Below are 25575 nucleotides of genomic sequence, written 5' to 3'. Positions count from 1 at the left end.
CTCCGATCGGCGTGGGTGAGCATCTCTGGTACAGCTGCACGTCAGCTGGCGAGCGTGGTGTGTATCCGGCTGTGCGGGTCCACCTTTCGGCGGATCTCCGCCAGCCGGGGATAGTTGTGCGCGTAGTACCGCTGCATCGGATCGCCGGCTTCGAGATAGTTGACGTAGCCGCCTGCGGAAAATGGCGCGACGAGACGGTGCGCCTCGGCGATCCACCCTGCGGCCTTCTCGTGCGGGATCTGTTGGTAATTGCCCCATTCCACCAGCGCGGCATGCTCGCGCCACGGGAAGGCGGTCTCGTCGGGGCCGGTGTCGCGGACGGCGCCGTCGAGTGTGTTGATCTGGACCCACCCGGTGCCGCCCGCGCGGGAGTGCGCGGTGATCGCCTCGATGATCGCACCGATGGCAGCGGCGGAGAGTTCGGTGAGAACATCTGAGCCACAGGTGAACTGGGTGCGGGGCTGGGTGGCCGCGCCGCCGGCGAGGTGCAGGACCGCGTCCATGTGCGCCAGGCTCTTGTAGTCCACCTTCAGTGGTTTCGCTGTCGCCGCCATTACCGTGACGGCGGCCCGAATGCCCGCCTTGGCGGGGCATACCAGCTGTATCCAGCAGTTCAGCCCGCCGCGTCCGTCCGCATCCACGCTGACGCAGGCCCACTCGGCGGGGTCGGCGGTCCCGAGCCAGTTCGACCAACCGGCGATCACCTGCGCGGCGAGCGAACCGGGAAAAGTCAGGTGCACAATGTCTTTCGGTGTCGCCGGGCAGGTGCGATAGGTCAGCGAGGTGACCACGCCGAGCTGCGCTCCGCCACCGCGGAGCGCCCAGAACAGGTCGGGCCGGGAGGTCGGCGACACCTCGGCCACGCGGCCGTTCGGCAGCACCATCGACGCCGCGACGAGCCGGTCGCAGGTCAGCCCGTAGCGGCGGGATTCGAACCCGATGCCGCCGCCGAGGGTGAGCCCGGCCGCGCCGACCGCCGGGCACATTCCGGTCGGAATGCTCTGCCCGAAACGGTCCAGCTCGCGGTACACCCCGTGCAGGGTCATGCCCGGTGCGACAACGGCTTCGCCGTCGCGGAAACTCACCCCGGTCAGTCGGCGCAGGTCGATGATCATCGCGCCGGTCGCCGCCGAGGCACCCACATACGAGTGGCCGCCCGCGCGGGCGGCGAGCACAAGGTTGTGCTCGGCCGCGAAGGTGACCGCGGCCGCGACGTCGTCGACCGTGCCGACCTGCACGACGGCGGTCGGCTTCGAGGCGTCGAACCGGGTGTTGAAGAGCCGCTTCGCCGTCGCGTACTCCGCGTCGCCCGCCAGCAGGACCCGACCGCGTACCTGCCTGTCGAGCTTGCTCCAATCCACGCCCGCCGCAGTGCGGCTGGACGTTAGCGGCATGGGCTCGGCGCGGGCGCGGGACGCGTCGGGCAGACCCGCCGATGCCCAGCCGGCTATGCCGATGCCGAGTGCGCTCCGCAAGAAGGCGCTGCGCGAGAAGTTGGTGTCGATCCCCCTAGCCTAGGGTCGTGACCACGCAAAACAGCGCCGCGACACCTGCTGCCGACGCCTGTTCGGGCCTGACGAAGCGACTTCACCGGCCCGAGGAACCGACCATCCGAGGCGGCCGCAGGTCCGAGTGCGAGGCGACAGTCACGCGCTGGACGCCGATCGGCGCGGTAGCCGGTGGTTCACGGAACAGCGGAGCCGGTAGGTGTGCTCAACATCCGGATGACCGGCAGCGGGGCTGGTTGTACACCTCTCGGGCGAGCAATGGGGCTGGAAGATACCTCCTGAGGGGGATACCAGAGGGTCGACGGGGCGATGTGCGACTCCGCTGCCTGGCCGGACAATTCCAGGAGTGCTCGGCATTCGATCCGGGAGGTCCGTCATGACGAACGTACTGCGCAGTGGCACCTATATCGCCGCAACCGTGGACGAACTGCGCAGGCACAGCGCGGCGGACCGGGCGGCGGGGATCGTCAGCCAGCGCGCGCTGTTCCCTCGGCGCGGGCGGATCGAACTCGGCCCACGCGGCCTGGTGCTGACCGACTGGAGTGACACCGGCGACCTGACCCTGTCGCGCGAGGCGATCATCTCGCTGCGCCGCCAGTTCACCGCCCTCTACGGCAGATTGCTGGGCGGGCTGCTCAACGCGGGGAAGCCGCTGATCCTGCAGACGACCACAGCAGGGGAGATCTACATCCTGATCAACCGTCGGCAGATCTCCGAGTTCACCAACAATCGGCGCTGGGCCGCCGCGATCGCGACGTGGCAGGAGTCGTGATACTCAGGTGACCAGGACCGATCGGCGTGCCAGCCGGTCCGGTACGGGTGGTCGTGGGTTAATGAGCGAATGGTCCTTCGCTGGCTGATCGCGGCAGTGGCGGCTGTGCTGGCCGTGCTGATGATGCTGTTCGTCTATGTGATCATCGCGGTGCACATCCCCGCGCCCTTCGTGGTGCTGACGCACGTGGTGAGCGACTACGGGCTGTACCTGATCCCGCTCGGCCTGACGGGATTCGTATTGTCGCTCATCGCCTTCGGGCGCAAGGGCCGGGTCGGGGTGCGGCGGGTGGCGGCGGTGACCGGGCTGGTGTGTCTCCTCGGTACGGTCGCCGGCGGCTTTCCGTTGGCCGCGGCATGGGGGACGGCGGTGCGGCACGACGCGAAGCTGTCCTTCGACGACTACCTGTCCGGTGGCACGAACACCGGTGCGCCGGTCGAGGCGTTGAGCACCGTGTACAACACCGTCGACGGTCAGGACCTGAAGCTCGATGTGAAGCTGCCCGCGGGCACGTCGGATCGACCACGGCCGGCAGTGGTCTGGGTGCATGGTGGTGGCTGGCGAAACGGCGACCGCGGCGAGGCGCCGCTGTGGCATCAATGGTTGAACGACAAGGGATATGCCGTTTTCGCCATCGAATATCGGATGACCCTGCCCGCGCGCTGGAACCAGGCGCCCGGGGATGTGAAGTGTGCCGTCGGGTGGGTCAAGCTGCAGGCGGAAAAGTACGGTATCGATCCCGAGCGGGTGATGATCGCGGGCGGCTCGGCGGGCGGCAATCTCGCGCTGATGGGCGCCTACGCCGACGACCGGGTGCCGCCGAGTTGTGCGGTCACCGACACGGCGGTCAAGGCGGTCGCGGCGTTCTACCCGGTGCCCGATCTGGCCGAGGCGTGGCGCGACACCGGCCTGCCCGGGCGGATGCGCTCCTTCCTGATGGACTACACCGGCGGCACGCCCGACGAGGTGCCCGACCGGTACAAAGCGGCCTCCCCGGTCACCTATGTCCGCCCGAATGTGCCGCCGACCCTGCTCATGCACGGCAACCGCGACCACGTCGCGCCGTACCGCGGCTCCGCCGAACTGGCCGAACGGCTGCGCCGGGTCGGTGTCGAAAATCAGCTGCTCGCAGTGCCTTACGGCGAACACATCTACGACTTCACCTGGGCGGGGTGGGGTACTCAGCTCTCACGGCATGTCTTCGGCAAGTTTCTCGCCGAGCACTTCCCGGCGTCCTGACCGCGCGGTGTGCGCATTCTCGGTGCTTCGTCCGCCGGGATGACGGTTGCGCCAGATCCAGAACACCGCGCACGCGACCAGTGCCCATCCGGCCAGCACCAGGAACGGGAAAATGTGTTGGTGCGCACCGAAATACACGGCGGTGTGCTGTGCATTGACCGAGGCACCCGGCGGCAGCCAGCGGCCGATGTGGCCGAGCAGTGAGGGGAGCAGCGGCCAGGACACCGCCCCGCCGGAGGACGGGTTGCCGAGCAGCACCATCAGGCCCCAGGTCGGCAGGATCGCCCACCGTCCGACCAAGGTGTTGAACATGGTGAACACCATGCCGGAGGTGAACATCGTCAGCGACAGGATGCCCCAGGACTCCAGGAACGGCAGGCGCAGTGCGCCGAGTACCCAATCCGCTACTGCCGCAATGGCAAAGCCGCCTGCCACGGCGTAGAGCGCGGTGAAGACGATCCGCTCGACCGGGTTCAGCGCCGACGCGTGCACACTGAACTGGGTCGCGCCCACGAACCCGATGATCACCGCTGCCAGCGAGATATAGAAGATCGCGAGCCCGCGCGGATCGCCACGCTGCAACGGCACGACATCGATGACCTCGGCCGGAATCCCTACCGTCGGGCCGACTTCGGTGGCGGCCTGGGTGAGCAGCTGAGCGACCGACTGACCGGACGCACTCGACACCTCGAGGCGCACGCCGGGCGACTGCGCCGTGACAATGGCGAACATCTGCTGCTCGTGGACCGCCGACCGCGCCGCCGCCGCGGAGTCGTAGTCGCGCACCGCCAGCGAACCATCCAGCGACCCTTGCATCTCCGCCAGGAACCGCTGGACCGAACCTTCCTGCTGCGGCCCGACTACGGCGATCGGAATCAACCGCGGCGTCGGATTCGCCAGCGCATAGGTATACGACCCGGCGAACAGCCCCGCCGCCGCAGCCACCAGCAACACCAGCACCGTGGCAGGCAGATACGGCGAAGCCCGCACCATCGCCCACCACTCGGCCCGCGTCCGCCGCCGCCCATGCTGACCATGCAGGTTAGCCATCCCCGCACACTAGGTCCCACCAGCCCCGATACCCCCCAACCCACCCGGCCTGTCGGAACCGAGGAGGGGGATCAGGCCGAGGTGGTCGCCGATCAGTACGTCGTCGAGCCTGCACCCCCCGACCCGCGGCACCACGTGTCACCGCCGTCGAGCACACCACTCGACGGTGTGCAAAGTACATAAGTGATTTAAATAAATTGGTGATATATTTCTGGCATGGCAGTACGGCGGGAACTGGATGCCGACGAGCTTGCTCGGGTGATGGGGGCGTTCACGCGGGCGTCGATTCGGTTGCCTGGTGCTGAGAAGCACACCTTCACAACGCTTTCGGTGCTGCATACGCTGCTGCATCGGGGGCCGATGCGGATGACCGCGTTGAAGGTGACCGAGCAGATCACCCAACCCGCCATTACTCAGCTGGTCGGTCGGCTGGAACGGGATGGGTTGGTCGAGCGGTGGCCGGATCCTGGGGATGGTCGCGCGGTGCTCGTGCAGGTTACGGAGGCGGGGGCGCGGATCGTGCAGTCGCGGCATCAGGAGCGGGTTCGTCGGATCACGCAGCTGGCCGACGCGTTGGGCGCTGCGGAGCGCCGTGCGATCAGTGCGGCACTGCCTGCCCTGGAGCGGCTGGCCGTGCTGATGGACGTCGACTTACCCGCTGCCAATCACGTTGAAGTGGAAGGACATTCATGACATCGCAGTTCCCCCTGGAACCTTCTCCCATCCATGTGTCCGATGACGTACTGGAAGATCTCGCGACCCGGCTCCGGCTGACCAGGTGGCCCGACGACGTCGGCAACGACGACTGGCACTACGGCGTCCGCCGCGAGTATCTCCAGGAGCTCGTCGAGTACTGGATCAACGAATACGACTGGCGCAAAGCCGAATCCGCGATCAACGCGTACGAGCACTACCGGGTGACCATCGATGATGTCCCGATCCACTTCCTGCGCAAGCCGGGCGTCGGACCCGCCCCGACGCCGCTGATCCTCACCCACGGCTGGCCATGGACCTTCTGGCACTGGGCCAAGGTGATCGACCCGCTCGCCGACCCCGCGGCCTTCGGCGGCGACCCGGCGGACGCGTTCGACGTCATCGTCCCCTCGCTGCCCGGCTTCGGTTTTTCCACACCGCTGCCGAAGCATCCGGACATGAACTTCTGGAAGGTCGCCGACCTCTGGCACACGCTGATGACCGACACCCTCGGCCACGAGAAGTACGCCGCGGCGGGGTGCGACGTCGGCGCGCTCGTCACCGGCGAACTCGGCCACCGCTACGCCGACGAACTGCACGGCATCCACATCGGCTCCGGCCAGAAGCTCACCCTCTTCAGCGGCGACCGCGCCTGGGATCTCAGTGGCGGGCAACCGATTCCGCCGGACTTGCCCGAGCCGGCCTACCGCCAACTGCTCTCGCTGGAGCGCCGGTTCGCCGTCCACCTCGCCGCGCACGTCCTGCAACCGAGCACCCTGGCCTACGGCCTCACCGACTCACCCGTCGGCCTGCTCGCCTGGATCCTGCAGCGCTGGGTCACCTGGAGCGACAGCCACGGTGACGTGGAGACGGTCTTCAGCAAGGACGACCTGCTGACCCACACGATGATCTACTGGGTCAACAACGCCATCGGCACCTCGATCCGCTACTACGCCAACGCGAATCGCTACCCGTGGACGCCCGCGCACGATCGCATCCCGGTGATCGAGGCACCCACCGGCATCACCTTCGTCGGTCACGAAAACCCGCCGGGCGTAACAACTCCCGAGCAACGGGTGCAGAGCTGGCTCGCCAGCGACCGCGCCGAGTGGTACAACCACGTCAACCTGACCGCCCACGAGGCGGGCGGTCATTTCATTCCGTGGGAACTCCCCGACGCCTGGATCGGCGACCTGCGCCGCACCTTCCGCACCCGACGCTGAACACCGAAGAGCCCGAGCGGATTTCAGCCCTTCTCCCGCACCATCGGCGGCTCCGTCGCCGCCGGGATCGGCAAGCGCCCGAGTTCGGGCGTCACCCCGAGCAGCCGCAGCAACGGCGACGTCATGGCCGTGGTCACCAACGCCATCACGACCAGAATCGAGTACAGCTGCACGCCGATGAGTCCCGTGGTCAGCCCGACGTTCAGGATGATCAGCTCGGTGAGCCCTCTGGTGTTCATCAGGCTCGCCAGCGCACCGGCCTCGCGCGGCTCGATCCCGTTGGCGCGCGCGGCGAAATAGGTGCCACCGAGCTTTCCGGCCAGCGCGGTCACCAGGATCGCGATCATCTCAACGACGCCAGCGCGGTCGAGCGAGCTGAGATCCACCTGGAGTCCCGCGATGACGAAGAAGGCGGGCAAAAATACCGAACTCAGCAGTTGCGCACCGGTTTCCACCACCGGCCGGTGCGTGCGCGGGAAGATGACGCCGAACAGGAAGGCGCCGAAGATGAGGTGCAGGCCGATCCATTCGGTGGCCGCACCGAAGACCAGCGCACCGCAGACGGCGAGGAAGATCATCGTGTTGTCGTTGGTCGCCGCGGTGGATCGGGAGGCGCGGACCAGCAGGGGCCGCACCAGCCACCACATCGCCGGCACCAGCGGCACGAACAGCAGCAGTCGCCACTGGTCGCCCGCGCCGGGCCGGGCCAGCCCGATGACGAAGGCGAGCACGATCCACGCCAGGATGTCGTCGATGGCCGCGCTGGCCATGCTGAGCTGGCCGATCCGGGTGCCCATCAGGTCGCGCTCGATCAGGATGCGGGCCAGCACCGGGAACGCGGTGACGGCGAGCGCACAACCGATGAACAGCGCGAAGGTCAGCCGGTTGTCCTGGTGATATCTCGACAGAACCAGCAGTGCGACACCGCAACCGAGCGCGAACGGCACGAAATAGGCGGACAGCGAAACGGTGGCCACGGCCCGGCGATTGCCGTTGAACGAGCCGCGGTCGATCTCCAGGCCCGCGAGGAACATGAAGATCATCACACCGACATTCGCGAACGCGCTCAGATAGGAACGCACGTCCTGCGGAAATACGATGCCGGATAAATGTGCCCCCAGAATTGTGGGCCCCGCGATAATTCCCGCCGCGATTTCCCCGATTACCGCGGGCTGACCCAGGCGCTCGGCCAGCTTGCCGAGTAACCGCGCCGCCACCGCGATGAGCACGAGATCCAGTAGCAGGAACACCATTTGGTTACTGGGCAACGTTTCGCTCCGTTCGAAATGGGCGTGCCGCAGCCCGCCCGGCTCCTCCGTCGGAACCGCGCCGAAAAACCCATGGATAGTGGTTTTCGGCTTGGTTCCCGACTCCCCGGCTACCACGATAACGGTGGCGTGCCGGGCGTGCGGAGTTGTCCGGAACTAGCCGGCCTGCGGTCCGTCGACGTCGAGCCCCGCGGCCTGCGCCGCCGTGCTCAGCACCGCCTCGACCATCGCGGGCGTGAGCCGGCCGGTGAAGGTGTTCTGCTGGCTCACGTGATAGCAGCCGAACAGGTGCAGCGGTGCGCGGTCGGATTCGGCAGGGGACAGCTGCACGTGCACCCCGTGCCCGAACTTCGGTCGCGGACGCGGAATGACCCACCCCGCCTCCGCCAGCACGGGCAGCAGCGCCTGCCAGCCGAACCCACCGAGCACCACCACGGCGCGGACAGTCGGTGCCAGCAAAGCGAATTCGGTGGCCAGCCAGTGTTTGCAGCGGTCGCGCTCGGCGGGCGTCGGCTTGTTGTCCGGCGGTGCGCAGTGCACCGGCGAGGTCACTCGGACGCCGTTGAGGCGCAGGCCGTCGTCGCGATGGGTCGCCGTGGGCTGGTTGGCCAGCCCGACCGCGTGCATGGCGGCGTAGAGCACGTCGCCGCTGCGGTCACCGGTGAACATGCGGCCGGTTCTGTTGCCGCCGTGCGCGGCTGGTGCCAACCCGACGACGAACAGCCGGGCATCGTCGGGCCCGTAACCGGGAACGGGCCGGCCCCAATAGGTTTCGTGCTGGAACGCGGCGCGCTTCTCCCGCGCCACCTGTTCGCGCCAGGCGACCAGTCGAGGGCAGGCGAAGCAGTCGGCGACCGCGGCGTCCAGCTCGGCGATGGTGTGGCACACGGGAATCACTCTAGATCCGGGACCAGCGCGCCGGTCAGGTGGTCGACGGCCACGTGGGCGTGCAACCGGACACCGGTGACGAGGGTGTCGTCGTCGGCGTAGAAGTACGGGCTGTGGTTCATGAACAGCCCGCGGCCGCCGGGCGCGGGCACCGGCATCCCGTTGTCGGCGAGTTCGGCGTCCTGCACGCCGAGCGTCACATACAGCCCGCCGTATTTGTTGACGAACTCCGAGACATCGTCGTAGCCGAGGGTCGCCGGGCTCTGCACGACGCGGTCGACGCCCGCGACCCGGCAGAACGTCGGCAGACCTGCGTCGATCCACTCCTTCTTGTTGTGCACCGCGGGCACATCCTGCAGATAGTCGACGGTCGCGGTGGTGTTGTAAGCCTGCGCGGTGTGCTCGGCCAGCGTGCCGAGCCGTTTCTGTACCTCGGCCATATCGGCTTCCACGGCACAGCGGATGGTGCCCCACAGGGTGACGGTGCGGCCGATGATGTTGAACCGCCCCACATCCTCGATGTGCCCGATCGACACGGTGATCGGCTCGAACGCGTTCACCTGCCGGTAGAGCTGGCCGATGCCGGTGAGCACGGCGCCGACGGCGGGCATCGGATCGATGCCCAGCCACGGTGTCGAACCGTGCACCTGCTGTCCGGTGATGGTGATCCGCACCAGACACGAGGCACCGAACTGGTTGCCTACCCGATACCCGATGTAGCCCTTGGGAAATGGTGTGACGTGGAATCCGAAGGCCATCGTCGGCACCGGGTCGGCGAACACGCCCTGCGCGAGCATCTCTCGGGCGCCGCCCTTTTCGTCGACCGGCGGGCCCTCCTCGGCGGGCTGGAAGACGAACAACACCGTGCCGGGCAGCCGATCGCGCACGCCCGCAAGCACACTCGCGGCACCCAGCAGCATCGCGGTGTGGCAGTCGTGGCCGCAGGCGTGCGACACCGGGAACGGGCCGCCGGGGTATGCGTCGTCGACCACGTGCGAGGCGAAGTCCACGCCGCATTCGTCGGGCACCGGCAGCGCGTCGATGTCGGCGCGCAGCGCGATCACCTTGTCGCCGGGTTGCCCGCCGCGCAGTACCCCGACGACGCCGTGCCCGGCGATTCCGGTGCGGACCTCGTCGAGGTGCAGCGAGCGCAGCTGGCCGGCAATGAGCGCGGCGGTCTCGACCTCTCGGTTGGACAACTCGGGATGCTGATGCAGCTGCCTGCGCCAGGCAATCACCTGGTCGGCCAGCGCGGCGGCACGCTCGTCGAGTTCGTCGTGGATCGGGCTGTCGTTCGTCAGGTCTCCGTTCGAGGTCGACGGTTGGCCAGTTGATCGGCAAGCGAAACGATCATGTCAACTATGCATGAGTGCGTTTCCGGCGGTGTCGCTTTACCCGACGCAGGTCATTTGTCCAGTTCGGAGCGGTCGTGACCGTGGATAACAAGCCGGACATGTGATCGTGACCACGCGGTCTGTGTTGATAGCATGGCCTTTCTGGCCGACCGGATGCGGGCATCGCCCCCGGATTCATCTCGAAAGAGTCTTTCCATGCAGTTTGAAATCGTCGAGCGGGACGAAACGTGGGTTGCCGGGTTGCCGGTGCGCAGCCCTAAACGTGCGCTCGGAGAGCTGCGTGACCACGACCTCGAGGCCGCCTGGGCGACCGTGCTGCACCAGGAGCTCGGCGGCCCGCTCGCCAGCGCCTACACCGACTACACCGGTGAGCTCGGCACCTACAACACCCAGATCGTCGGCTACGAGTGCGCGTCCTTCGGCGACGTCACCCGCGGTCATCTGGTGGCCAGGCTGCCGCGCGGCACCTATGCGCGGTTCTCCTCGGTCGGTAACTTTCCGCAGGTGATGACCGACCTCTGGACCCAGATCGCGTACGCCGAGGAACACAACCAGATCAAACGGACCTACACCGGTGACTTCGAGTGTTATCCGCATGCCTACAAGATCGAGCTGTATCTGGCGGTAGACGCCCGATGACTTATGCGATCGCAGTGCGTGGTGAGGCGATTTACGGCGGCCTGGTGGTGCCCCGGGTGCGCCCGAGCTTCAAGGTCAGCAACAGCGACCTGATCGAGTTCCTCAAGGACCGCCTGCGCGACCGCAAGGGCGAGGACCGTCCGATGTACACCGTGTACGTGCCGGACCCGGCCGGAAATTACAACGCTGTGGTCTGCTTCGAGTACCGCGAACCCGAATCGGTGCCGATCGGCGACGTCCTGGTGCGCGTGCCGAAGGGCGTGTACGCCCGCTTCGCGCCGAACGGCGACTATCACGATCCGGTGGAGGACGTGTGGGCGCAGGTCGATGACGCGACAGCATCGGCCGAGATCACCCGGGCTTATCGGGAAGAGATCGAGATCTGGCAGGGGCCGGATTCGGTCGAGCTGTTCATCTCCATCCTCGTCTAGCTTGCTGCTGGTTAGCTGCGCTAGAACCGACCAGTCACTCTGGTATTTTGCTCAAGCCCGAGATGGGTTCTGACCAGGGGGAATTTACAGGGGCGCATCCAGTTTTCGGAAGATTAACCAGACGTCTGGTCAATTCTTGCCGGATGACGGATACTGCCCTAGGCAAACCCGTCCGAAAGCAGGATTCGGGTGGAGATGTCGGCCCCGGTTCGACGACCGCGTAAGGATGCGGAGCAACGGAGTAGGAACAGTATGGCTGTCGAGGCGAGCACCGCCGCTGCGCCGATCCGGGTTGCTGGCGGCTTCGGTTGGGCGGTAGCAGGTCATTTTCCGCCGGGTCCCGATTCCCATGATCGCTATCGGGGCGATCCGATCTGGTGGGATAATCGGGGATGTCGGGCAATTGCCGATGAATTGCACGGCTCGCCGATTCGAGTCGAACAGCCCGGCCGCCGTGCGTCGGATACCGACCCCGGAATGGTGGGGTGACGGATGGGCGCGGACAGCAGCCGAAAAGCGCGACTCCCTGGCGCACCGGCCACGATTTTCCCGGATTTCGTGGATACACTGGCGTCGCTTCGATTCTCGGACCTACTCGGAGTACCTGAGCATGAGACCATGGCGTTGGTGCTATGCCTGAGCGAATCGGCTGCTGCCCGGAGTCGTAATGGGCGGCTCCGCAGGCGGCGGCGGCCGGTGCCGGGCGTGGACACCCGTGGATAGCGTGATCGGAGACAAGGTGCCTCGGCGGACGCTCGACTCATTGGTGACCCAGGTCGCCTCCGAGCTGATGGGTGTCGACGCCACGACCATGGCCGAGGCGACCGAACGGGTGCTGGCCCAGCTGGTCGAATACTTCGATGTCGACTTCAGCTACGTGCGCCACACCGACCGCGAGCGCAGGGCGTCGGTGCTGATCGCGGAGTGGCCGCACCGGCCGCAGGTGCCCGATCCGGATCCGCTGGAGGTCGTCTACTTCGAGGGCGCCGATCCGGTGTTCCGCGCGTTCGAGCACGGGACCGAACCGATGATCGCCCGCCCGACACCGGAGTTCGCCGACTATCAGGAGACGATGCGCCGGGCCTCCGGCATCCCCGTCGTCACCACCGCCGCGGTGCCGCTGCTCTCGCGCGGCGAGTCGACCGGCGTGCTCGGCTTCATCAAGACCGGCGACCGGGAGTGGAGCACCCGCGAGCTCAACGTGCTCAAGGCGATCGCCGCGCTGTTCGCGCAGTTGCAGGCGCGGGTCGTCGCAGAGGAGCGGTTGCGCTACATCGCGCTGCACGACGACCTGACCGGACTGGCCAACCGCCGCGCGTTGCTCGAGCACATGGACGAGCGGCTGAAACCGGGCAGCCCGGGGCCGGTGGCGGCGTTCTTCCTGGACCTGGATCGGCTCAAGGCGCTCAACGACTTCCTCGGCCACACCGCGGGCGACAACTTCATCCGTACCCTCTCCTCGCGGCTGCGCGAGCACCTCGACCCGGACGACATGATCGCGCGGCTCGGCGGTGACGAGTTCGTCATCGTGCCGGCCAAGCCGATGGACGCGGTCGCGGCGGAGGAGGAGGGCACCCGGATCCAGCAGCTCATCGGCCGCCGGGTCACCGTCGGCGGGGAATCGGTGAGTCGCGCGGCGAGTATCGGTGTGGCCGTCGGCATCCCCGGCGAGACCACCGTCGCCGACGTGTTGCGCCGCGCCGATCATGCGCTGCTGTCCGCGAAGTCGGGCGGTGGCAACGGTGTGGCTGTGTTCACCGACGCCATGCGGGCCCAGTTCGAGCTGCAGGACGATGTGGAGCTCAACCTGCGCGGCGCCGTGTCCGACGGCTCGCTGCTGCTGCACTATCAGCCCGAGGTCGATCTGCGGACCGGGCGCATCGTCGCGCTGGAGGCGCTGGTCCGCTGGCTGCATCCGACCAGGGGTCTGCTGCCGCCCGCCGCGTTCGTCACGGTGGCGGAGGCGACCAACCTGGCCGGTGAGCTCGGGCGCTGGGTGATCAGGTCGGCGTGCGCGCAGTTCGCCGAGTGGCGCAGGCGCGGCCTGGCGGCGAATGTCGTGATGCGCATCAATGTTTCGCCGGTGCAGCTGGTCAGCCTGGACTTCGTGGAGCGGATCGAGGACATCCTGCGGCTGTTCGGCATCGACGGCAGTTCGATCTGCCTGGAGATCACCGAGCACGTCGTGGTGCAGGATCTGGCGCGCACCCAGGTCACCCTGCGCGGACTCAAGCGGATGGGCGTGCAGATCGCCATCGACGATTTCGGCACCGGCTACAGCTCGCTGTCGCATCTGAAGGCGCTGCCGGTCGACGCGGTGAAGATCGACCGCGGCTTCGTGCAGCGCCTCGGCGCCAGCACCGACGATCTGGCGATCGTGAAATCCATTATCGGACTTGCCGGTTCGTTCGGCCTCGGCGTAGTGGGCGAAGGCGTCGAGACGGCGGTGGCCGCGCGCACCCTGGTCGGGCTCGGTTGCTATCGGGCCCAGGGCTTTCTGATCGCCCGGCCGATGCCCGCCGACGAGGTGGAGGCGCATCTGGCGGTCGGCCGCATTCCACTCGATCTCGACTTGCCCAGGGCGAGTCGCGGCACTGCGGGGATATGACCGACGGACGCTCGACCGAACATCAACTGTCCGAACATGATTGGTTGCTGATCGAAACGTTGGGCCGCACCCCGGACGGACAGTGCGCGGTGCCGACGCTGGTGTCCGACGGAACGAAGGTGAAGGACTGGGCTCGCCTGCTGCGGGTCCGCCGGGAACTGCATGCCGCGGCGCCGCAACGCATCATCGAGGTGGTGCAGCGCTGCGTCGAGACCGCTGAGTCCGTGACCCATTGCGAGACAGGGCTTGTCGTGCACGGTGTGCCCATTGTCTGCGCGTTCGACGAGGTGCACGGCGTGCAGGTGTGGGCCGGGACTGCCGATCAACAGCCGCCGCCGCGTCTGCGGGTCGCCGCCTGGGACTGGGAGGCCGACACCGAATTGGCGCACCACGGACCGGGTTTGGAGGAACTGGTGTTCGCCAGGGCGCCCGAGGACGTCCGGGTGATCCGCACGCCGCCGGAGGCCTTCGGCCGCATGGTGCGTTTCGAGGGCCGGATCGACTATTTCGCGACGGTCGGCACGCTCGACGGCAGGCACCAGAGCGAGGTCGACATGCTCGGCGACGACGGCGTGGTGCGCAGCTTCCAGATGGTGACCAGGGCCGATCCGGTGGCCCGCCGGATCAGGGCGGTGATGCACGAATTCGCCGATGCCGCGCCCGCCCAACCGCATGTCGACATGACCATGCTGCGCGCGGTGTCGCAACGGGCGGACGACGGCGTCGGCTTCGTCGGGCTGAGCTCCTGCCTCATCTACGAGTGGACCAGGACCCCGGCCCCGCCGCTGGACCGCTGGGCCGTCGAACGCCCGAAGGTGCACCCCGACGACCTCGCCGACTTCCGTGCCGCCTGCGCCGAGCTGGCCGCCGAACCCGCCGGCACGGATGCCAGACACCTGCGACTACGCGTGCGGTTCACCGACACCGAGTGGATCCCGGTGCGGGCCGAACTCTCGCCGGTGCTGCCCGCCGCGAGCGGCCAAGGGCTGATCAAGGTGTGGCCGGAGTAGCCCTGGCAAGCTGGTTCGCCGGGTCTTCCACGGCTGTTCACGCCGCGTTGGGCGCATCGGTCCCGAGGATCACCCGATGGCCTGCACCATCGGCGAGGTGCGCATAGTTCAGCTTGCGAACTTCTACGGCCCGCGGTCGGGTGGGTTGCGCACTGCCTTGCATCACCTCGGCGAGGGCTACGTGGCGGCAGGCCACGAAGTGGTGCTCATCGTGCCGGGCGCACGCCGCTCCGAAGAGCTGCTGCCGACCGGCGTGCTGCGAATAACCCTGCCCGCCTTGGCTATTCCGTGGACCGGCGGCTACCGTGCGGCCGACCCGCGGCGGGTGGCCGATGTACTCACCGGGCTGCGCCCTGACGTGCTCGAGGTGTCGGACCGGCTGACCCTGCGCGGTTTCGGCCGCTGGGCCCGGCGCCGCGACGTGACCGGGGTGATGATCTCGCACGAACGACTCGACCGGCTGCTCGGCCAGTTCATGCCGGGCCGGGCCGCGCGCCGCTGCGCCGACGTGGCCAACGGCCGCACCGCCGCCGACTACGACATCGTCGTCTGCACCACCGAGTTCGCCCGCGAAGAGTTCCTGCGGATCGACGCGCCGAACGTCGAGCTGGTGCCGCTCGGGGTGGACCTGGAGTTGTTCAGCCCGCGCAGGCACGACGGCAGGCTGCGCGCCGATCTCGGGGTGCCCGGCCATCCGCTGCTGGTGCACTGCGGCAGGTTGTCGGTGGAGAAACGGGTGGAGCGCAGCATCGAGGCGGTCGCCGCCTTGCACGAGGCGGGCACCGAGGTCCGGCTGGTCGTCGCCGGTGACGGGCCGCGCCGCGAGGCCTTGGAGCGCCGGGCGCGTGCGCTGCCCGCACTGGCAGGCGGACTGCCCGCCGTGCACTTCACCGGCTTCATCTCCGAGCGCGCGATGGTGGCGAAACTGCTTGCCACCGCGGATGTTTCACTGGCGCCCGGCCCGCACGAGACGTTCGGCCTCGCCGCGCTGGAGGCACTGGCGGCGGGCACCCCGGTGGTGGCGAGCCGGTCCTCGGCGCTCAAGGACATCGTGACCGCCGAGTGCGGCGCGGTCGCCGACGACCGCGGCTCCGCGTTCGCGCAGGCGGTCACCGACGTGCTCGCGCTGCCGACGGTGGGCCGCAGGCGCGCGGCCCGCAGCCGGGCCGAGCAGTACACCTGGCCCAGGGCGGTGGCCGGAATGCTCGCCGTACTGGGCCGCTGAGCCGCGCTCGATTACCCTGCGGTGAGCCGATTCGAGAAATTCGAGATGAGGATGCGCAGTGCGAGGTAATGGGCGACCGGGCCGCAGGACAGTGCGGGACGCGAAGGTGCTGATCACGGGCGCCGCCAGCGGAATAGGCCGGGCCACCGCGCAGGCCGCCGCCGCGGCGGGCGCCGAACTGGTGCTCACCGACATCGATGCCGCCGGGCTCGACGACACAGTGGCAGACATCCGGCGCGACGGCGGCGTCGTGCTCGCCGCGCAGGCTTTCGACATCACCGACTTCGACGCCGTCACCGCCTTCGCCGAGCAGGTGCACGGTGAGCACGGCAGCCTCGACATCGTGATGAATGTCGCGGGCACCTCGGCCTGGGGCACCGTGGAAAACCTGGAGCACAAGCATTGGCGGCGCATGGTCGACGTCAACCTGATGGGCCCGATCCACGTGATCGAGAACTTCGTGCCGCCGATGGTGCGGGCGGGCAAGGGCGGCTCGCTGGTCAACGTCTCGTCCGCGGCCGGTCTGCTGGCGCTGCCCTGGCACGCGGCCTACAGCGCGAGCAAGTACGGCATCCGCGGCGTCTCGGAGGTGCTGCGCTTCGATCTCGACCAGCACAACATCTCGGTGCACCTGGTGGTGCCCGGCGCGGTGGACACGCCGCTGGTGCACAGCGTCGAGCTGGTCGGCGTCGACCGGGAGTCACCGAAGATCCGCAGGCTCACCGAGTCGTTCACCAAGCACGCGGTGTCGCCGGAGCATGTGGCGGCCTCGATCCTGCGCGGCATCGCGCGCAACCGGTTCCTGATCTACACGTCCTTCGACATCCGCTTCGGCTACTGGTGGGCGCGAAAGTTCGCGCTGCCCTACGAGATTGTGATGCGGCGCGCCAGCGCCAGGTTCAGCCGGTTGCTGGCCGCGCAGCACAATTGAGCTGCACATCCAGCACGCGCGCACCGGGGCCTTCGGTGCCGAGCCGGTCGTGCTCGTTGACCAATTTGCAGCTGCCGAGTGACAGGCAGCCGCAGCCGATGCAGCCGGTCAGGTTGTCGCGCAAGCGAATCAGCTGGGTGATGCGGTCGTCGAGGTCGGCGCGCCAGGTGGTGGACAGCGTCTCCCAGTCGCGGCGGGTGGGGTTGCGGCCTTCCGGCAATTGATCGAGCGCGTCGCGAATTTCGCTGAGCGGGATACCGACCCGCTGAGAAATGCGGATGAAGGCGACCCGCCGCAGCGTCTCGCGCGCGTATCTGCGTTGATTCCCGCTGGTCCGCCGACTGCTGATGAGTCCTTCGCGTTCGTAGAAGTGCAACGCGGAAACTGCTACTCCGCTACGCTCGGAAAGCTGCCCGGGGGTCAGCTCCTTTGCTCGCCAATCGGCTGTCGACATGCACGCTCCTCCATTCCCCTCAACAATACTTGAGGTTAGCCGGAGCCGGTGGAGGAATCGCCCGCATCGGCAAGTCGGCCCGATCCGCCGATGGCGACTGCTGCACCACGCCGCAAGACCACAACGAACCCCCGAATAACGTGCTCTGGAGCCCGCGGCGAACTACGGTCTGAGCATGGGAGCAGATGCTGTGCCCGCGCGGCACGGAGAGGACTCGGACGCGGACGGGCTGGACCCCGACAGTCCGGGCACGCGGTTGACGGTGACCTCCGAGGTCGGCACGTTGCGCACGGTGCTGCTGCATCGGCCCGGCGACGAGCTGCGCAGGCTCACCCCGCGCAACAACGATCAGCTGCTGTTCGACGGCATTCCCTGGGTGGAGCGGGCCCAGCAGGAGCACGACGCGTTCACCGGCGTGCTGCGCGAGCGCGGCGTCGAGGTGCTGCTGCTGGCCGACCTGCTCGCCGAGACCCTCGCGGTCAGCGGCGCCGCCCGCATCCAGGGCATCTCCGCTGCCGTGGACGCGCGCAGGCTCGGGCACACGCTGGCCGACCAGCTCGCCGCCTTCCTGCGCGGCGTCCGGGCCAGGGACCTGGCCAACATCCTGATGGCCGGGATGACCTTCGACGAACTGCCGTTCGGACCCGACGCCACCTCGCTGGTGCGCCGGATGCACCACGGCGCGGATTTTGTCATCGATCCGCTGCCCAACCTGCTGTTCACCAGGGACTCCTCCTTCTGGATCGGGCCACGCGTCGCGATCACCTCGCTCGCGCTGCCCGCCCGGATCCGGGAAACCTCGCTCACCGACTTGATCTACGCCTTCCATCCGCGCTTCCTCGGCGTGCGCCGCGCCTACGAATCGCACACCGCGCCCATCGAGGGCGGCGACGTGCTGCTGCTGGCGCCCGGCGTCGTCGCGGTGGGCGTCGGCGAACGTACCTCGCCGGCCGGCGCGGAAGCGTTGGCGCGCAGCCTGTTCGACGACGACCTCGCGCATACCGTGCTGGTCGTCCCGATCGCGCAGAACCGGGCGACCATGCACCTGGACACCGTCTGCACGATGGTGGACAGCGACGCGCTGGTGATGTACCCGGCGGTGCGGGACTCGCTGTGCGCGTTCACCATTCAACGCGAAGACGATTACGGCGGGCGCAACGGCGGGGGCCGGGTGGCGATGAGCGGACCCGATCCGTTCCTGGTCGCCGCGGCCAAGGCGATGGGCATCGACAAGCTGCGGGTGATCGACACCGGCCTCGACGGCGTCACCGCCGAGCGCGAACAGTGGGACGACGGCAACAACACGCTGGCCATCGCGCCGGGCGTGGTGGCCGCCTACGAGCGCAACGAGATGACCAATGCTCGCCTGGAAGACGCGGGCATCGAGGTGCTGCGCATTCCTGGCTCCGAATTGGGTTCCGGTAGAGGCGGACCCCGTTGTCTGTCCTGTCCACTATCCCGGGATGAGTTGTGATCCAACCATGTTCAACATCACCGTGTCGCATGAGTCGGCTGTCCCGCCCTACGAGCAGCTACGCATGGGGATCATCGCCAAGGTGCGCTCCGGCGAGCTGACCGCGGGCACGAAGATCCCCACCGTGCGGGCGCTGGCCGCGCAACTCGGCCTCGCGCCGAACACGGTGGCGCGCGCCTACCGCGAGCTGGAGGCCGACGGCGTGGTCGAAACCCGGGGCAGGCAAGGCTCTTTCATCGCCTCCTCCGGGGATCCGACCCGCGACGTCGCGGGCCGCGCCGCCACGGCTTACGTCGCCACCGTTCGCCGCTTGGGGCTCGACGACGCAGCCGCGCTCCGTTACGTCAAAGCGGCGCTGGAGGGTTGAGCGGCGCTGCGCGTGCTCAGCGCCAGCTGGGCAGCCAGAGGTGGTCGTGCCAGTTGCCCGGCGTGATCGGCAGCGCGGTGAGGATCGGCCAGAGCCAGATGAAATTGGCGATCACCAGGCCGAGGTAGAGACAGACGGCGAGCAGGCCCAGGGCGTGCCGTTCGTCGGGTGCGACCGGTAGATAGGTGCCGACCGGACTGCGCGGCACGGGTATTCGCCGGGACGGGCCGAGGATGTCGCCGAGGACCAGCGCCATGCCCATCACCAGGAACGGGGCGAGCGCCACGGCGTAGAAGTAGTACATCTGCCGGTCGAGGGTGAGGAACCAGGGCAGCAGCGCCGCGCTGTAGCCGACGAGCACCGCGGCGTAGCGCCAGTCGCGCCGCACCACGATGCGCCACACCATCCAGGCGATCACCGGGAAGGCCAGCCACCAGATGGCCGGGGTGCCGATCAGCATGACGGCCTTGACGCACTGGGTCTGCCCGCAGCCGCTGACGCCGTTGTCGGCGTAGTAGTAGAGCATCGGCCGCAGGCCCATCGGCCAGGTCCACGGCTTGGATTCCCAGGGGTGGTGATTGCCCGCCGAATTGGTCAGGCCTTCATGGAATTTGAGCGCCTCGCCGCTGTAGAACCAGAGCGAGCGCAGGGCAGCGGGGATCCAGCTGAACGGCCCGCCGGTGCCGACCTGATTGCCGACCGCCCACCGGTTGACCCCGGTCTCGCTGGCGAACCAGGCCCAGTAGGTGCCGAGATACACCCCGAGCGGCACCAGCACCAGCGCGTACAGCGCGGGCCCGATATCGCGGATCGCCGTGCCCGACCATGGACTGCGCACGCCGTAGGCGCGCCGGGCCGCCAGGTCGAAGCCGACGCTGAGCAGGCCGAAGGCGATGATGAAGTAGACGCCGGACCATTTTGTCCCGCAGGCCAATCCGAGCAGCACGCCGGCGCCGAAGCGCCACCAGCGCACCCCCAGGCGGGGTCCCCACGGCGTCGCGTCGATCCGGCCTTCGGCGTCGGCCTTGGCGAACCGGGCCCGCACCTCGTCCCGGTCGACGATCAGACAGCCGAAGGCGGCCGTGACGAACATCGCCAGGAAGATGTCGAGCATGCCGATGCGCGAGGAGACGAACGTGGTGCCGTCGGCGATCAGCAGGATACCCGCGATCGCGCCGATCAGGGTGGACCGGGCCAGCCGCCGCACGATGCGGATCACCAGCAGGACGAGCAAGGTCCCGGCCACTGCGGACGCGAAGCGCCAGCCCCAGCCGTTGTAGCCGAACATCGCCTCGCCGATCGCGATGAGCTGCTTGCCGACCGGCGGATGCACCACCAGCCCGTAGCCGGGGTTGTCCTCCACCCAGCCGCCGTTGAGCATCTGCCAACCCTGCGGCGCGTAATGCTTCTCGTCGAACACCGGGGTGCCCGCGTCGGTGGGGTAGTTGAGCATGGTGAATCGCGTTACCGCCGCGATCGCCGTGAGGAACGCGGTGACGAGCCAGCCGCGCAGCGTGTCGGTCGGCCCGAAATCGGGCGAGGGCCGCCGCGGCGCGGGGCTCGACCAGGAGGGCACGGACCCGAACGGAGCGGTCGCGCGCTGGTCGGTCACCTGTGTCACGCTCCGATCGTATGCTGTGCGCGCCACGAGGTCCCGCAGCGGTGAGCCCGACACCGTGTGAAATCCCTAGCACGCGCGTACTCGCCGCGTGGTCACGATCACATACCGAGTACGCCGACCACCGCCGCGCGCCGAACCGGGTGTCCGGAGTGATGCGTACATCCCACGATTTGCCGCGTACGCGTCCATGTTGCCGGGAATGTCTCGTGCTGCCGCGCATGTCTCGTGTCGCCGCGCGCGTCTCGTGCTGCCCGGTATGTCGCATGGTTGCCGTGCACGAACCGATGGCAAGAACGGGCGCGTGGCGCATTCGGCTGTGCGTGGCGCAGTAGGGCTGCGGGCGCTGGGTGGGTGGGTCGATAGGCTGCGAAGGTTCGGTGGGTGCCGGGCGTGGTGAAGACGGGAGTGCGGTGGCGGACGAGGCGACAGGGCCGGGCAGGCTGGTGCTTGCGGCGACGCCGATGGGGGATATCGGTGATGCCTCGCAGCGGCTGCGCGACGCGCTCGGGTCGGCCGACATCGTCGCGGCGGAGGACACCCGGCGGACCAAATCGCTCGCCAAGGCACTCGGCGTGGAGATCACCGGCCGGGTGATCAGCTTCTATGACCACGTGGAGGTCGCGAAGATTCCGGCCCTGCTCGCCGATATCGAGGCCGGGCGCACCGTGCTGCTGGTCACCGACGCGGGCATGCCGTCGGTGAGCGACCCCGGCTACCGGCTGGTCGCGGCGTGTGCGGAGCGCGATCTGCCGGTGACCTGCCTGCCCGGCCCGTCGGCGGTTACCACGGCGCTCGCGCTGTCCGCCCTTCCGGTGGAACGGTTCTGCTTCGACGGCTTCGCCCCGCGCAAGGGCGGTCAGCGCCGAGAGTGGTTGCGCACCTTGGCCACCGAGTCGCGCGCCTGCGTGTTCTTCGAGGCACCGCACCGCCTCGCCGACTGCCTGGCCGACGCCGTCACCGTGCTCGGCCCCGACCGGCGCGCCGCCGTCTGCCGGGAACTGACCAAAACCTACGAGGAGGTCATCCGCGGCACCCTCGCCGAGGTCGCCGCCTGGGCCGTCGACGGCGCCCGCGGCGAGATCACCGTCGTCCTCGAAGGCGCGCAACCCAAATCCGCCGACCCGGTCGACCTGGTCGACGAGGTCGAAGCGCTCACCGCTGAAGGCATCCGCCTCAAGGACGCCTGCGCCCAGATCGCCGGCCAGAACGGCGTCTCCCGCAACGAGCTCTACGACGCGGTGCTGGTCGCCCGCCGCGACGGCGCGGACTGACCGGCCGTTTGTGCGGGGGACAGCGGTCAGGTGACGAACCGCGCCATGGTGCGCGCCGCGCCGACGCGGCATGATCGTCCTATGTCTTCTCTGGAAAGCAAGGCCAAGGCCTTCCTCGCACTGCACCGTCCCGGTGATCCCGCCGTACTGCCCACCGTGTGGGACGCGTGGTCGGCGAAGGTGGCGGTGGATGCCGGGTTCGCCGCGCTCACCGTGGGCAGTCATCCGGTGGCCGACTCGATCGGCCGCGCCGACGGCGAGGGGATGACCTTCGCCGAGTTGCTCGCCAGGGTCCGGCAGATCACCGAGGCCGTCGACGTGCCGGTGTCGGTGGATATCGAGTCGGGCTACGGCCTCGAACCGGCTCAGCTGATCGACGGTCTGCTCCAGGCGGGCGCCGTCGGGCTCAACATCGAGGACACCGTGCACAGCGAGGGCCAGCGGCTGCGGGCGCCGCAGGAGCACGCCGATCTCGTGCACGGCCTGCGCCAGTTCGCCGACGCGGCGGGGGTGCACGTGGTGGTGAACGCCAGGACCGACCTGTTCCTGCGCCAGGACGGTGACGAGGCGGACCGGGTCGATCGCGCCATCGAACGGCTGCGCCTGGCCGCTGCCGCGGGTGCCGACGTGCTCTTCCCGGCGGGTGCGTCCGGCGACGCTGCCGTGCGCAGGCTGACCGGTGAACTGCCCCTGCCGATCAGCATGGTCGGCCTGCCGGACAAGTCCGACAAGGCGGTGCTCGCGGATCAGGGCGTGGCCAGGATCAGCTTCGGGCCCTTCCTGCAGCGGGCGCTCACCGCGGAGATCGAGCGGCTGCTCGCGCGCTGGAAGTAACCGTTCGCCGCTGAAAAGCGAAGCGGCACTACGGTTACAAGCCGAGGGTGGCGTTGACGAATTGCACGAACAGCGGAGCCAGGTCGGGGACGCGAGCGGGGCCGTCGGACACGATGACGCGGCGGGTCCGCTCCCCGATCGCGTCCGGAAGTAAGGCGATCAGCTCGTCCGACACCTCCGGTAAGGCCGGATCCGCTTGGCGCGCTTGGTCATAGAAGAGCCGGTACAGCTCGGCGAAGCGGTCGACGGCCAGGTCGCGGAAGTCGACGGCGGCCTGGTTCACCTTGAACGACTCGACCAGGATCAGTCGCGCGAAATCCGGTTCGGCAGCGACGGTTTCGCAGAAGGTGACGACGATGGACTCGATCCTGGCGTGCGCGTCGGCATCCGGCGCGAGCTGGCCGAGTTCCTCGGCGATCCGGGTGGCCACGATGTCCACGCCGGTGTGCACCGCCTCGACGAAGCACTCCTCCTTGTTCGCGAAGTGCTCGTAGAAGGTACTGCGCGAGACTCGTGCTCGGGCAACGATATCGGTGAGCGTGGTACCGGAATACCCCATGCTGTCGACGCATTCGACCATCGCCTCGATGAGCCGCCCACGCTGCGAGACCAGGACCGCGTCTCGTGCCGCGCGATGCCGATCGGCGAAGCTGTTCTGCGGCATGGGTGTCGATCCTGTCGCCTGTTCTCGGCGCATCGGTGCCCTCCCTGTTCAGCGAACATATGCATTCGTAACCAAGCATTATGCGTCTGTGCGCCAGGGGATTACGCGCCGGTGGGCAACGATGGCCGTTTCGGTCCGGGTTCGGGCCGCGTGCGGTACCTTCCGGTAGGTGTTCAGTACGCGGTGGTACACGGGGCGGAGAATCGAACGGGGAATCCGAGAGTTGTTGCGCACTACGGTGAGAGCGCTACTCGCCTCGATCGGCCGTAGCCGCCCGGCTGCCGTCCCGGTCCACCCCGAGCGCGGCCCGCTCGGCCGGACCGTGCCGCGCGCGGGCTACTCGACCATCAGGCAGTGTGTGCCCGCGCGCAGCAGCATGGTGCGGCGTCGCCAACGCGGCACGGGCACAGCCTGATTCGACGCACGCGACCGAGCAGGCCGCGTGCGGTTCACTCCTTCGGCTCGATGTACTTGGGGTACACCGGTTCCGGCGCGGGCAGCGGCACACCGGGCACGATCGGCGTCGCGATGTCGGCGAAGCTGCGATCCTGCTGGCCGAGCTGATCGAGGATCTTGCCCGCCGAACCCGGCATCACCGGCTGCACCAGGATCGCGACGATGCGCAACACCTCGAGCGTCACGTACAGCACCGTCGCCTCGCGGGCCAGATCCGCCGGCGTGCCGGACTTGGCCAGCGCCCACGGCGCCTGCGCGGAGAAGTACTTGTTCGTCTCGCCGAGCGTCAGCCAGATCGCTTCCAGCGCGAGATGCATTTGCTGCGCGTCGAATTCAGCGCGGCAGCGGTCGAGCAGCCCATTGGTCAGCGCCAGCAGTGTCTGGTCGGCCTCGGTGAACTCACCCGGCGTCGGTACCACGCCGCCGCAGTCGCGCGCGACCAGCTTGGTGCTGCGCTGCACCAGGTTGCCGAACTCGTTGGCCAGGTCCGAATTGATCCGGCCGACGATCGCCTCGTGGCTGTAGCTGCCGTCCTGCCCGTAGGAGATCTCGCGCAGCAGGAAGAAGCGCACCGCGTCCAGGCCGTAGGTGTCCACCAGCTCCAGCGGATCGACCACATTGCCGACCGACTTGGACATCTTCTCGCCCTTGTTGTACAGGAACCCGTGCACGAAAACGCGTTTCGGCAACTCGATGCCCGCCGACAGCAGGAACGCCGGCCAGTAGACCGTGTGGAACCGGGTGATGTCCTTGCCGATGATGTGCACGTCGGCGGGCCAGAATCGCTGGAACGCAGCGGATTCGGTGTCCGGGAAGCCGACGCCGGTGATGTAGTTGGTGAGCGCGTCCACCCACACGTACATCACGTGATCGGGGTGGCCGGGCACCGGCACACCCCAGTCGAAGGTAGTGCGCGAGATGGACAGATCCTTCAGCCCCGCCTTGACGTAGCTGACGATCTCGTTGCGCCGGGTGGCCGGCGCGATGAACTCGGGATGCTCCTCGTAGAGCGCGAGCAGCTTGTCCTGGTAGGCCGAGAGCCGGAAGAAGAAGTTCGACTCCTCGGTCCAGGTGACCGGCGTCTTCGTCTCGGTGGAGATCCGGGTGCCGTCGTCGAGCAGCGTGGTCTCTTCCTCGGTGTAGAACGCCTCGTCGCGCACCGAGTACCAGCCCGAGTAGTTGCCCAGGTAGATATCACCGTTGGCGAGCATCCGCTCCCAGATGGCGACGCTGGCCGCCTGATGGTCCTCGTCGGTGGTGCGGATGAACCGGTCGAAGGTGACGTCGAGCGTCTTGTCCATCGACTCGAACACGTCGGAGTTGCGCGCCGCGAGCTCCTGCACCGGGATGCCCTCGGCGACGGCCGTCTGCTGCATCTTCTGACCGTGCTCGTCGGTGCCGGTCATGAAGAAGACGTCGTACCCGTCGAGCCGCTTGAACCGGGCGATGGCGTCGGCCGAGATGTACTCGTACGCATGCCCGATGTGCGGCGCACCGTTCGGGTACGCGATGGCCGTGGTGATATAGAAGGCGGGGCGGTCGGCTTCGCTCATGACTCCACCTCGCTGCGCTCGGCTCCGTCATGCGCGGGGCG

At 68.1% G+C, this 25575-nt stretch carries 24 protein-coding genes; 15 read left to right on the top strand and 9 right to left on the bottom strand.

Features of this window, described 5'->3' with window-relative positions:
• Positions 1–41: 41 nt before the first annotated feature.
• On the bottom strand, positions 42–1394 hold the full coding sequence (locus IBX18_RS40395) for an FAD-dependent oxidoreductase (RefSeq protein WP_194838680.1): 1353 nt from the start codon (positions 1392–1394) through the stop codon (positions 42–44).
• On the opposite strand from IBX18_RS40395, the gene IBX18_RS42955 reads away from it, so the two are divergent.
• The 3 genes from IBX18_RS42955 (at position 1393) to IBX18_RS40385 (ending at position 3519) form a co-directional block, all read left to right on the top strand.
• Positions 1393–1518 carry a hypothetical protein gene (locus IBX18_RS42955; protein ID WP_255528296.1) on the top strand — a complete coding sequence of 42 codons (126 nt, stop codon included), beginning with the start codon at positions 1393–1395 and terminating at the stop codon, positions 1516–1518. The genes IBX18_RS40395 and IBX18_RS42955 overlap by 2 nt on opposite strands.
• 366 nt (positions 1519–1884) lie before the next feature.
• Positions 1885–2280 carry a hypothetical protein gene (locus tag IBX18_RS40390; RefSeq protein WP_194838679.1) on the top strand — a complete coding sequence of 132 codons (396 nt, stop codon included), beginning with the start codon at positions 1885–1887 and terminating at the stop codon, positions 2278–2280.
• A 69-nt stretch (positions 2281–2349) separates the two neighbouring features.
• Positions 2350–3519 carry an alpha/beta hydrolase gene (locus IBX18_RS40385; protein ID WP_194838678.1) on the top strand — a complete coding sequence of 390 codons (1170 nt, stop codon included), beginning with the start codon at positions 2350–2352 and terminating at the stop codon, positions 3517–3519.
• On the opposite strand, the gene IBX18_RS40380 is transcribed toward IBX18_RS40385, so the two are convergent.
• Positions 3469–4569, bottom strand: a complete 1101-nt coding sequence (locus IBX18_RS40380) for an ABC transporter permease (RefSeq protein ID WP_228542532.1) — start codon at positions 4567–4569, stop codon at positions 3469–3471. The genes IBX18_RS40385 and IBX18_RS40380 overlap by 51 nt on opposite strands.
• Positions 4570–4785: 216 nt before the next feature.
• Here IBX18_RS40380 and IBX18_RS40375 point away from each other — a divergent pair, with 216 nt between their 5' ends.
• Positions 4786–5262 (top strand): MarR family winged helix-turn-helix transcriptional regulator, encoded by a 477-nt coding sequence (locus IBX18_RS40375; RefSeq protein ID WP_194838677.1) that lies wholly within the window; start codon positions 4786–4788, stop codon positions 5260–5262.
• On the top strand, positions 5259–6485 hold the full coding sequence (locus IBX18_RS40370; protein ID WP_194838676.1) for an epoxide hydrolase family protein: 1227 nt from the start codon (positions 5259–5261) through the stop codon (positions 6483–6485). Before IBX18_RS40375 ends, IBX18_RS40370 begins: the two co-directional genes overlap by 4 nt.
• A gap of 23 nt (positions 6486–6508) precedes the next feature.
• Here IBX18_RS40370 and IBX18_RS40365 read toward each other — a convergent pair whose 3' ends face one another.
• The 3 genes from IBX18_RS40365 to IBX18_RS40355 all read right to left on the bottom strand — a co-directional run bounded on the left by IBX18_RS40365 (position 6509) and on the right by IBX18_RS40355 (position 9891).
• Complete coding sequence (locus tag IBX18_RS40365) at positions 6509–7753, bottom strand: cation:proton antiporter (RefSeq protein WP_194838675.1); 1245 nt, start codon at positions 7751–7753, stop codon at positions 6509–6511.
• 156 nt (positions 7754–7909) lie between these two features.
• The gene (locus IBX18_RS40360) at positions 7910–8641 is read right to left on the bottom strand and encodes a uracil-DNA glycosylase (protein ID WP_194838674.1); all 732 of its coding nucleotides are present in this window, start codon (positions 8639–8641) and stop codon (positions 7910–7912) included.
• Between the two features lie 5 nt (positions 8642–8646).
• A complete protein-coding gene (locus tag IBX18_RS40355; protein WP_228542559.1) occupies positions 8647–9891 on the bottom strand; it encodes a M20 family metallopeptidase in 1245 nt (414 codons plus the stop codon).
• Positions 9892–10191: 300 nt separating this feature from the next.
• Here IBX18_RS40355 and IBX18_RS40350 point away from each other — a divergent pair, with 300 nt between their 5' ends.
• The 6 genes from IBX18_RS40350 to IBX18_RS40325 all read left to right on the top strand — a co-directional run bounded on the left by IBX18_RS40350 (position 10192) and on the right by IBX18_RS40325 (position 16840).
• Positions 10192–10635 (top strand): GyrI-like domain-containing protein, encoded by a 444-nt coding sequence (locus tag IBX18_RS40350; protein ID WP_040738955.1) that lies wholly within the window; start codon positions 10192–10194, stop codon positions 10633–10635.
• Positions 10632–11066 (top strand): effector binding domain-containing protein, encoded by a 435-nt coding sequence (locus tag IBX18_RS40345; protein ID WP_107659313.1) that lies wholly within the window; start codon positions 10632–10634, stop codon positions 11064–11066. The genes IBX18_RS40350 and IBX18_RS40345 overlap by 4 nt, the downstream gene beginning before the upstream one ends.
• 790 nt (positions 11067–11856) lie before the next feature.
• On the top strand, positions 11857–13674 hold the full coding sequence (locus tag IBX18_RS40340; protein ID WP_135237606.1) for a bifunctional diguanylate cyclase/phosphodiesterase: 1818 nt from the start codon (positions 11857–11859) through the stop codon (positions 13672–13674).
• Positions 13671–14684: a GAF domain-containing protein gene (locus tag IBX18_RS40335; RefSeq protein ID WP_194838673.1), complete on the top strand. Its 1014-nt coding sequence runs from the start codon at positions 13671–13673 to the stop codon at positions 14682–14684. Before IBX18_RS40340 ends, IBX18_RS40335 begins: the two co-directional genes overlap by 4 nt.
• A 97-nt stretch (positions 14685–14781) precedes the next feature.
• Positions 14782–15909, top strand: coding sequence for a glycosyltransferase (locus IBX18_RS40330; protein WP_194838717.1), 1128 nt, complete (start codon positions 14782–14784; stop codon positions 15907–15909).
• Positions 15910–16015: 106 nt separating this feature from the next.
• Positions 16016–16840, top strand: coding sequence for an SDR family oxidoreductase (locus tag IBX18_RS40325; RefSeq protein WP_306796626.1), 825 nt, complete (start codon positions 16016–16018; stop codon positions 16838–16840).
• On the opposite strand, the gene soxR is transcribed toward IBX18_RS40325, so the two are convergent.
• Positions 16809–17294 (bottom strand): redox-sensitive transcriptional activator SoxR, encoded by a 486-nt coding sequence (gene soxR, locus IBX18_RS40320; RefSeq protein ID WP_107659310.1) that lies wholly within the window; start codon positions 17292–17294, stop codon positions 16809–16811. The genes IBX18_RS40325 and soxR overlap by 32 nt on opposite strands.
• Positions 17295–17469: 175 nt before the next feature.
• Here soxR and arcA point away from each other — a divergent pair, with 175 nt between their 5' ends.
• Positions 17470–18768: an arginine deiminase gene (arcA, locus tag IBX18_RS40315; protein ID WP_228542530.1), complete on the top strand. Its 1299-nt coding sequence runs from the start codon at positions 17470–17472 to the stop codon at positions 18766–18768.
• A gap of 7 nt (positions 18769–18775) precedes the next feature.
• Entirely contained in the window at positions 18776–19135 is a 360-nt protein-coding gene (locus IBX18_RS40310) for a GntR family transcriptional regulator (protein WP_135237604.1), read from the top strand.
• Positions 19136–19151: 16 nt separating this feature from the next.
• On the opposite strand, the gene IBX18_RS40305 is transcribed toward IBX18_RS40310, so the two are convergent.
• On the bottom strand, positions 19152–20756 hold the full coding sequence (locus IBX18_RS40305; RefSeq protein WP_194838672.1) for a dolichyl-phosphate-mannose--protein mannosyltransferase: 1605 nt from the start codon (positions 20754–20756) through the stop codon (positions 19152–19154).
• A 410-nt stretch (positions 20757–21166) separates the two neighbouring features.
• Here IBX18_RS40305 and rsmI point away from each other — a divergent pair, with 410 nt between their 5' ends.
• Positions 21167–22027 carry a 16S rRNA (cytidine(1402)-2'-O)-methyltransferase gene (rsmI, locus tag IBX18_RS40300; protein WP_194838714.1) on the top strand — a complete coding sequence of 287 codons (861 nt, stop codon included), beginning with the start codon at positions 21167–21169 and terminating at the stop codon, positions 22025–22027.
• A gap of 81 nt (positions 22028–22108) precedes the next feature.
• Positions 22109–22861 carry an isocitrate lyase/phosphoenolpyruvate mutase family protein gene (locus IBX18_RS40295; RefSeq protein ID WP_194838671.1) on the top strand — a complete coding sequence of 251 codons (753 nt, stop codon included), beginning with the start codon at positions 22109–22111 and terminating at the stop codon, positions 22859–22861.
• Positions 22862–22895: 34 nt separating this feature from the next.
• Here IBX18_RS40295 and IBX18_RS40290 read toward each other — a convergent pair whose 3' ends face one another.
• Positions 22896–23525 carry a TetR/AcrR family transcriptional regulator gene (locus IBX18_RS40290; RefSeq protein ID WP_228542529.1) on the bottom strand — a complete coding sequence of 210 codons (630 nt, stop codon included), beginning with the start codon at positions 23523–23525 and terminating at the stop codon, positions 22896–22898.
• 449 nt (positions 23526–23974) lie between these two features.
• A complete protein-coding gene (gene metG / locus IBX18_RS40285; RefSeq protein ID WP_194838669.1) occupies positions 23975–25534 on the bottom strand; it encodes a methionine--tRNA ligase in 1560 nt (519 codons plus the stop codon).
• Between the last annotated feature and the right edge of the window lie 41 nt (positions 25535–25575).

Origin of the sequence: Nocardia sp. XZ_19_369 (genome assembly GCF_015355715.1) — a bacterium.
In the GTDB taxonomy this organism is placed as follows: domain Bacteria; phylum Actinomycetota; class Actinomycetes; order Mycobacteriales; family Mycobacteriaceae; genus Nocardia.
Note: the sequence above shows the minus strand (reverse complement) of the source record. Positions and strands in the feature narration are given on the sequence as shown.